Below are 8,298 nucleotides of genomic sequence, written 5' to 3' on the forward strand. Positions count from 1 at the left end.
CCGCCGCGCCGCCCGCGGGACCCGCGGCACCCGCGGTACCGACCCCCCCTGCGTCGCCTGTACCTGCGCGCCCCGGTTCCGTCCGATCTCCGGCACCGGTCCAGGAGCGGTGCGGATCGGCGGTCGGACGTCGTCCCCGGGCCCGGTCCCGCGCATCCCGCTTCGCCTGGGCGAGCACCTGGCGGGCGAGGTCGGCCCCCTGTGGGACGGCTGCACCCGCGCCGTGCCCGGTCGGGTCCACGGGGTGGTTGCCTGCGTCGGCGGGCGGGTCAGTCGACACGCTGCACCTGCGCGTCGGTGACCGTGTAGCGGGTGCCGGCGAGTTCGGCGGGCACGTCCGCCTCGACGGCGGCCGTCACCAGCACCTGTTCGGCGGGGGCGACCAGTTCCGCGAGCCGGGTACGGCGACGGGCGTCCAGTTCGGCGAAGACGTCGTCGAGCAGCAGCACCGGTTCGCGATCGTCGGCGCGTAGCAGCTCGAACGAGGCGAGCCGCAGCGCAAGCGCGAGTGACCACGACTCGCCGTGGCTCGCATAACCGCGGGCCGGCCGGCCGTTGATCGAAAGCGCCAGGTCGTCACGGTGCGGTCCGACCAGGGTCAGGCCGCGCTCGATCTCCCGGGGCCGGGCCGCGGCAAGCGCGTCGTGGATGGCCTGCGCCAGCCGGGCCCGATCCCCACCGGGTCCGAGAGCGCCCGGCTCGGGGCCACCAGTTCCAGGCGCACCAGTTCCAGGCGCGCTGGGCTCGAGCGGGCTGGGCTCGAGCGCGCCGCGGTAGTCGATGGAGCTGGTGTAGGCAAGCTCGACCGGAACCTCCGCACCGGCGACCGCCCGGTAGGCCGCGGCCACCGCGGGCCGCAGCGCCTCAGCCAGGGCGAGCCGGGCCGCAAGTACCTCGGCGCCGTGCGTGGCCAGGTATCCGTCCCAGACATCGAGGGTGCGCAGATCACCCCGGCCCCCGGCCCGCCGGGCGGCTCCGGCCGTGCGCAGCAACGTCGAACGCTGCCGGACGACCCGGTCGTAGTCGGCGAGCACGGCGGCCATCCGCGGGGTACGCGCGACGAGCAGCTCGTCGAGGAACTGCCGCCGGCCAGCTGGATCCCCCTTGACCAGGGCCAGATCCTCGGGTGCGAACAGCACCGTGCACAGCAGGCCCAGCACGTCTCGCGCCCGCGCCACCGGCGCCCGGTTCAGCCGGGCCCGGTTCGCCCGTCCGGGGACGATCTCCAGCTCGACCAGCGCGGCCCGGTCACCGCGGACGATCCGAGCCCGGACAACCGCCCGTGGCGCGCCGTCCCGCACCAACGCGGCGTCGGCGGACACCCGATGGCTGGCCAGCGTCGCGACATAACCGATGGCCTCGAGCAGGTTCGTCTTGCCCTGACCGTTACTGCCAACGAACGTGACCACTCCGGGACCCAGCGTCAGGTCCAGGGTCGGATAGGACCTGAAGTCGACGAGGGACAGATGGGTGAGATGCACGTCATCCGTTCAACCGGATCGGCATCAGCAGGTACCGGTAGTCGGGCAGCTCGCCGGTGTCGTCCGCGGCGGCCTTGCCGGTGAGGATCGCCGGCTTGCTCGCGGCGACGACCGGATCCTCGGCGCTGGCGAAACCGATCCGCACCACATCCGACTCCAGCGCGCCCAGCGCGTCCAGCAGGTACGACGGGTTGAACGCGACGGACAGTTCCGGGCCGTCGTAGCCGACCGGCAGCGTCTCGGTGGCCTGTGCCTCGCCGCCGGTTCCGGCTTCGAGTACCAGATGGTCCGGCGAGAACGACAGCTGCACCGGCGCCGTCTTGGCCGCGACCAGTGCCACCCGGCGCACAGCCTCCTGCAGCTGGGCGATCTCCAGCTGCGCGATCAGGGGCGAGCTGTCCGGCAGCAGCTTGCGAAACGGCGGAAACTGCCCCTCGAGCAGCCGGGTGGTGGTCTGCCGGGTCGAACCCGCGAAGCCCGCCAGCGTCTCCCCGGACGGCCCGGCACCGAGCGCGATGGACACCTCGACACCGGAACCGGACAGCGACTTCGCCGTGTCCAGCAGAGTGCGGGCCGGAACCAGGGCGACTGTGGTCGGGGGCGCGCCGTCGGCCAGCTCGTCGATCTCGGCGGCGGGACGCCACTTCAGCGTCCGCACGGCCAGCCGGTAGCGGTCGGTCGCGGCCAGGGTGAGGGTGTCGCCCTCGATCTCGATCCGGACGCCGGTCAGCACCGGGAGGGTGTCGTCGCGGCCGGCGGCGATCGCGACCTGCGAGACGGCGGCCGCGAAGGCCGAGCCCTCGATGTGCCCGGTGACGGGCGGCATCGCCGGCAGGGTCGGGTAGTCGTCCACCGGCAGCATCGGGAGGGCGAACCGGGCATTCCCACAGGACAGGACGAGCCTGGTGCCGTCGACGGACAGGTCGACCGGAGCGGCGGGAAGGGCGCGGGTGATCTCGGCGAGCAGCTTGCCGTTGACGAGTCCCCGTCCCTCCTCCTCGACGGTCGCGTGCACCGTGCTCTGGGCGGCCACCTCGTAGTCGTAGGCCGCGACCTTGAGCATCGGGCCGGTGGCGTCGAGCAGGAGTCCCGACAGCACCTGCAGCTGGGTGGTCGGCCGGCTCGGCAGCGTGCGGGCGGTCCACGCGACCGCCTCGGTGAATTCGTCCCGTTCGACCCGGAACTTCATGGTTAGCCCCTCCTGTCGCTCCCACCGGCGTTCGGCGTCGTTCCGTTGGGAACACCGACCAGCATCCCAGAGTGCCAGGTCCCACCGACGAGCGGCTGGCCCTGACTCGAGCGCCCGGCCGGAGCCCACGGGGTCGCGCCTGAGCCGTACCGGCGATCCCACCCCGACGGCCCAGCCGCTTCTTCCGGGCCGGTCGAACGGATCATGATCGTCAGCCAATCCATCCATGATCATATCCGGTTCGCGATCTTGAGGCGAGTTTTCCACATCCCCTAGTACTTGCAGTTCTTAAATTTTTAATGGGAGATCTTGAGAGTCGCCGTAGTAGGGGGTGTGGAAACTGGGGATAACCCGAGTTTTCGCAGGTCAGAGGGCCTGAAGCCCGGTGCAAAACCTGTGGGGTCCGCTGTGGACTGCCGCAGGAGATATCCACAGGGACAGAGCGCTTCCACAGGGACCACACTGTCCCTCCACACGGAATCCCCGAGTTATCCACAGTCTGTCCACCGCCCCTTCGGCGATTTAATCGCTAACTATCCACAACTTTTTCCACAAGCTGTGGGTGGACCACTTTGTAATCTCATCCCCGGCCACCGGCCCACGTCCGGCCCACATCGGTCGCCGGCCCACACCCGGTCCGCCCGCGGCCCACACCCGGCGTCCTGCGTCCGCCGCCGCGAACCCGCCTACTCTCCGCAACCAAGACCATCTCGCCCACGCTGACGGCAATCCACTCCCGCCACCACCACGCCCCGTAGCCAACCCTGACGCACGATCCGTCCATCCGGGTCGTCGCGGGGGGCAAGTCGGACACGGTCCCCCCACAGCGGCCCATGGGCACCCTGCACACCAACAACCCTCGATGTCGTGGTCGCGGAACGTGACCACGATGGACGGACGGCGCCGCACCGCACGAACCAGCCGGCAGGGTCGATCAGGGGCACCCGCGGTCGGGGCCAGGGTCGGGGTGATGTGTGGTCGCTGGGCACGGTGACAGCCGGGCTGAGCGACCACGGTTCACGGGGATGTCGCGGAACATGGTCGCGACGGCGCCGCGATCCGTACGCACGGTGGGGGCAGCTGCAGCCAGGTGCCCGAGGGAAGCGGCTGGGCGGGCGCCCACCCGGGGCAGGGGTGGCGGGCGACGAGCCGGATGGGGTTGGTCTGCTCGGTGTCCTGGGTGTTGAGGGCGGGGCGGTCGGCGGGGTGACGGCGGGGCCGTCGGAGCCGGCCGGGGCGGTGAGCGAGGTGCCGCAGGACCTGCTGACCATCTACGGTGCGCCGGACAGCTTCAACGACCTCGGTGCACCCGGTTCGGCGGTCCGCACCGTCGACGTGCCCGGTTGGGGTTTCGGCCCCGGGCAGGCCGCGTTCATGTCGGCCGTGGCCGAGGACGGCACGGTGTTCATCTCCACCACGCCGTTCACCGATGACCAGTCGAAGCTCACCGGCACCGACATGGAGCTCGAGGTCTTCGAGCCGGAGGCGCTGCGGTTCACCCGGCTGGTCATTCCCTCGAGCCGGGGTCGAACCTCCCTGCCGCGCTTCGATCCGGGCTACCGGGGTGTCGGCGGCGGGGACACCTCCGACGTGCTCGTCGTGCCCGGCAGTGACGACTCCCAGCGGGTGATGTTCACCTCCCTGATGCCGTTCTACGGCTGGGATGTGCGCACCGGCGGCGAACTGCCGAGTATCGGTCAGCTGCGCAAGGACAAGGACTCCGGCCGCTGGGTCTACGATGCGTCCGCCTCGCGCACCGCGGCGGAACTGGCGGCCTCCGCCCAGCCCAACATCGCCGCCCGCGCCTTCCCGACGCTGTCCCCGCTGGAGCCACGCTCACCACGCGGGCCGGCGTCGATCGCCCGCCTGCCCCGCAGCGGCCATCTGGTCATCGCGCAGTACCTGGGCACGGGCACCGGCGGCACGGACAACGGCTCGCTGCTCGTCATCGACCCCACCGGACGGGTCCGGGCGTTCTGGCAGTATCCGCAGGTACGACCGCTGGGCATCGAGGTCGTGGTCAACCCGCGCGAGATCAGCGTCGACCCGACCAGCGAGCCGGACGACGAGCGGTTCGTGCTGATCAGCGACGCCCGGGGACTCGACTACAGCACACAGCCCTTTCCCATCCAGGAGTTCTCCTACAGCGAGTCCCAGGGGACCATCACGGCCCGCAGCACCGCGGTCCGCGCCGTGCAGGACGGCTCCCGGATGGAGTCGGCGGTCTTCGACGGCAACGGCACCCTGTACGTCGCCCGGACCAAGCGCGACGGCCTGACCGCCGAGGCCCTCGCCGTCTACCCGAAGCTCGGCCGCGAACGGGGCCTGGTGACCCGCGCCCCGGCGACCGGGAACTGGCCGGTGGACACCTGGGGCGTCGCCAACCCACCCGACTACCTGGTGGTCGGCACCGACCAGGGTGGCCTGGTGCGCAGCGTGACTCTCGACCCGACCACCGGGGCGATCCTGTTGGCCGGCCTCGACGGCCTGGTGCAGGTGATCCGCCCGTCCGGTCGCGGCAACCAGATGACCTTCCGCACCGACCGTCCGATCGACGTGGGCCTGTCCCGGCTGCGCGGACCATCCACCCGGTACGTCGGAGTCCGCCGCGGTGCGGTCGACGCGTCCCGACGGATCCTGTGGCTGCCAGTGAACCAGATGGTGCTCGACGGCCTGGCCTGGCCGTACCCGCCGTTCAAACTGGACCAGTGGCTGTTGCGCGTCAACCTGGACGTCCTGCTGGCGGGGCGCTGAGCCCCGCCAGCCACCACTGACGTCAGCAGGTCGGACGCCAGCGGGTCGGACGTCAGCGGGTCGGAACAGTACCCCGCGGCGGCGACGTCACCCGTGCCACGCGATGGACGGGGCCGTCGGTGGTACCGGTCTCCCGTGCCGGGGCCGGCGCCGAGGATGCCGAAAGGCCCGGTGCCGAGGGCGCTGCCGGCGTCGCTGGTGTGACCACCGCAGCTGACCCGCGCAGATCGGCCAGCTCCGCGAAGGCCGCCCGGAACAGGTCGGCGAAGGCCGGCACGGACCCCGGCCCGAACATCTGCCGGTGGTAGCCCACCGTGACGTTCAGAGTGCCACCGACGCTCACCACCCCGAGGAACAGGCCCTGGGGCATGCCGGCGGTCCCGGTGAAATAGGCGGCGGTGACCGACGGCCCGGGCAGAGCCGCCCGCCCGGCCGCCCCGACCGCCACCAGGTACCGCCCGCCCGAGACGGTGGCGCCGCCGACCGGGCCGGCCACACCGTCGTGGCGGCCGAGATTGCTGACCGCAGCGGTCGGCGCGAGCAGCGGTCGCGCGGCCGCGACACCCATGCGCAGCAGGGCGGAGCGCCAGGGCCCGGGCACATAACGGGCCATCGCGACGCCGAGCGCCCCGGACACTCCGGGTACCGGCGGCGGGGTCTCCCCCTTGGCCGCCACGGTCTGGTCGACGACCCGGGCGGCCAGCCGTGGCAGGTCCCGACGGTCGGCTGCCTCGCTGACGATGAGCGCCTGACCGGTGTGATTGCCCTGGAAGTCGGTGGACGACACCGGTGCCCCGGCCGGGGCGGCCATCCCGGCCAGGTCGATGGGCATCCGGATCCGCAGGCAGCCCGTCGGTCCGCCCCGGCGGGTGTTCCATCGGTCGATGGCCAGGTGCGCCGCGGCGAGCAGCAGGTCGTTGATGGTCATGCGGCGCCCGTCCGCCAGGGTGCGGTCCCCCGACGGCAGCGAGATCACCATGGGATGGAAGCCGTAACCGTCGCCGCGCCCGGCGGTCAGCGGGATGACGTAACGCCCCGAGCGCCGGGCCACGGTGGACCACGGTGACGGCGCGGCCCGCACCACCGGCGGGATGCCGGCCGGCATTCCCCGCCGCACGCCGTCACCACCGGCCGCGTCGGCCGCGTCGGCCGGCCCCCAGTCGCCTGGTGACTGCCGGTACGCGGCGAGGATCTCCGTGGCCAGACCGGTCACGCGCAGCCCATCGAGGGCCAGGTGATGGGCGACCACGCTGAGCTGATCGCCATCGGGCTGGCGGACGAGGACGACCCGCAGCGGCGGAAAGCGGCGCAGGTCGAACGGTGCCGAGGAAAGCACCTCGTGCACCCGCCAGCCTTCGGTTCCGTCGTCGACGAAACCGAACGGATCGGCCGTCGGTTCGGCGACGAAACGCCAGGCATGCTGGCGGGAGCCGTACAGGATTGCGCGCGTCATCGGATGGCGACGAATCACCGCCCGGACCGCCGCCCGTAGCCGCCCCGGATCAAGCTGACCATCGGTCTGGACGAGCAGCCCACAGGTCAGCGGCGCACTCGCGCGGTCCGACGCGGCGAGAATCTGTTCACCTGGAGTCAACACCCGATCCGGAATTGGCGAAGTGACAGCTCCGCTCCCGTGCGCCCATCCCATTCCCGCAGGCCGGCCTTTCTCCCGTAGCTCCACACCCGCACCCCCACGACGGCCGGCTCCACACCCGCAGTATTCACGCCCGTGGCATTCACCCGGCGGCCTCCAGACATCCGCACCTACATGGTGATGGCCCGGCGCCGTCAGCGGGGAAACCAGTTAAGCCTAACCACCGGAAAGTGTGTGATCCCACCACAGGTCATGCCCACCCGCGGCCCGGACCACCGTCCCCGACACATCCACCGCCGGTTCACCACCATCGGTGACATCACTGCCCACGCCGCATCCCCCGATCGGACCCGCCGACGGCCGGTGGCCGGCCCGGACCAGCCGGTCAGCCGCATGCACCGACACCGCCCTTTCGCCACGTGGCCCCCGGCAGCAACGACGGCGGCCCGCCGTCACCCGCGACCTACCCCGCACCCGCAGATGGCCACCCCCTGACGATTACGCACAGTGCAGATCTGGTTATCGTTCGACAGAAATGAGAGGATGGTCACAGGATTGACGGAGGCACCTGGGTCTGGACGGAGCTGCGTGCGGACGGAGCCGGTGCGGCGGTGAAGGAGCGGTATGCCCGACGACGGGACACCCGGATCGCAGCGCCTCGAACTCGCGGATCTGGTCTGCCTCACCGGGGGCCGGGCCCGGTACTACGCCGACCTCCCGATCCCGGACGAGCGGGACGTCGCCGTCGTCGCCCTGCTGCGCAAGGCCGGCCGCACGGGTGGCGTCGGCCAACTGCTCGACCTGATCCGGCCGGACGTCGAGGCGGAGACGTTACGGGCGTTCGCGGTGCGGATGGCCACCTGTGCGGTGCGCCGAACCGACCCGGAGCTGCTGCGCCTCGGGCTGCTTGCGATGGCTGTCGCCGCGCTGCGCGGCACCGCCCGACGCGATGACGCCGCGGCCTTCGCACCCCTGTGGCACGCCGCCGGCCTGGTGGGAGCCGACCCGTTCCTGGAGTTCACCGCCACTGCCCTGGCCGTGCCTGCCGCCGCGGCGCTGCTGGCGGGCTGGCGCGACCGCCCGGCCCACCTGCGCGAGCTGCATGTGCTGGGCTTCCACCTGTTGACCGAGGCGGACGGCCCGCGCTACGCCGAGGACTGGACCCTGCTGTCCGCCGACTTCGACCGCGAGTTCACCGGTCACCCGGTCCTCGGCCACCTTCCGTTGCCGCGCCGGTGGCGGACCGCCCGCGCCGCCGGACGAGCCGCCCGGTGCCAGCG

General features: G+C 71.9%; 5 protein-coding genes and 1 pseudogene. 2 read left to right on the forward strand and 4 right to left on the reverse strand.

Annotated elements, in window-relative coordinates; translation table 11 throughout:
- The 3 genes and pseudogenes from ND747_RS18690 to dnaN form a co-directional block, all read right to left on the reverse strand.
- Positions 1-280: pseudogene (locus ND747_RS18690) on the reverse strand (hypothetical protein); the annotation flags it as partial.
- Positions 270-1,481, reverse strand: a complete 1,212-nt coding sequence (recF, locus tag ND747_RS18695) for a DNA replication/repair protein RecF (protein WP_251734992.1) — start codon at positions 1,479-1,481, stop codon at positions 270-272. The gene recF and the pseudogene ND747_RS18690, both read right to left, overlap by 11 nt.
- Before the next feature lies 1 nt (position 1,482).
- Positions 1,483-2,670, reverse strand: a complete 1,188-nt coding sequence (dnaN, locus tag ND747_RS18700; protein WP_251734993.1) for a DNA polymerase III subunit beta — start codon at positions 2,668-2,670, stop codon at positions 1,483-1,485.
- Between the two features lie 1,134 nt (positions 2,671-3,804).
- On the opposite strand from dnaN, the gene ND747_RS18705 reads away from it, so the two are divergent.
- Positions 3,805-5,424: a hypothetical protein gene (locus ND747_RS18705; RefSeq protein WP_251734995.1), complete on the forward strand. Its 1,620-nt coding sequence runs from the start codon at positions 3,805-3,807 to the stop codon at positions 5,422-5,424.
- 52 nt (positions 5,425-5,476) lie between these two features.
- On the opposite strand, the gene ND747_RS18710 is transcribed toward ND747_RS18705, so the two are convergent.
- Positions 5,477-7,021 (reverse strand): condensation domain-containing protein, encoded by a 1,545-nt coding sequence (locus tag ND747_RS18710; RefSeq protein ID WP_251734997.1) that lies wholly within the window; start codon positions 7,019-7,021, stop codon positions 5,477-5,479.
- A 621-nt stretch (positions 7,022-7,642) separates the two neighbouring features.
- Between ND747_RS18710 and ND747_RS18715 the strand changes: the two genes are divergently transcribed.
- The coding region (locus tag ND747_RS18715; protein WP_251734999.1) for a hypothetical protein at positions 7,643-8,298 on the forward strand (656 nt) is incomplete at its 3' end.

Origin of the sequence: Frankia sp. R82, assembly GCF_023716925.1 — a bacterium.
Classification (GTDB): domain Bacteria; phylum Actinomycetota; class Actinomycetes; order Frankiales; family Frankiaceae; genus Frankia.

Bases quoted from the DNA above. Each gene is read 5' to 3' on its own strand.
- dnaN (WP_251734993.1), bottom strand. From the start codon at position 2,670: ATGAAGTTCCGGGTCGAACGGGACGAATTCACCGAGGCGGTCGCGTGG.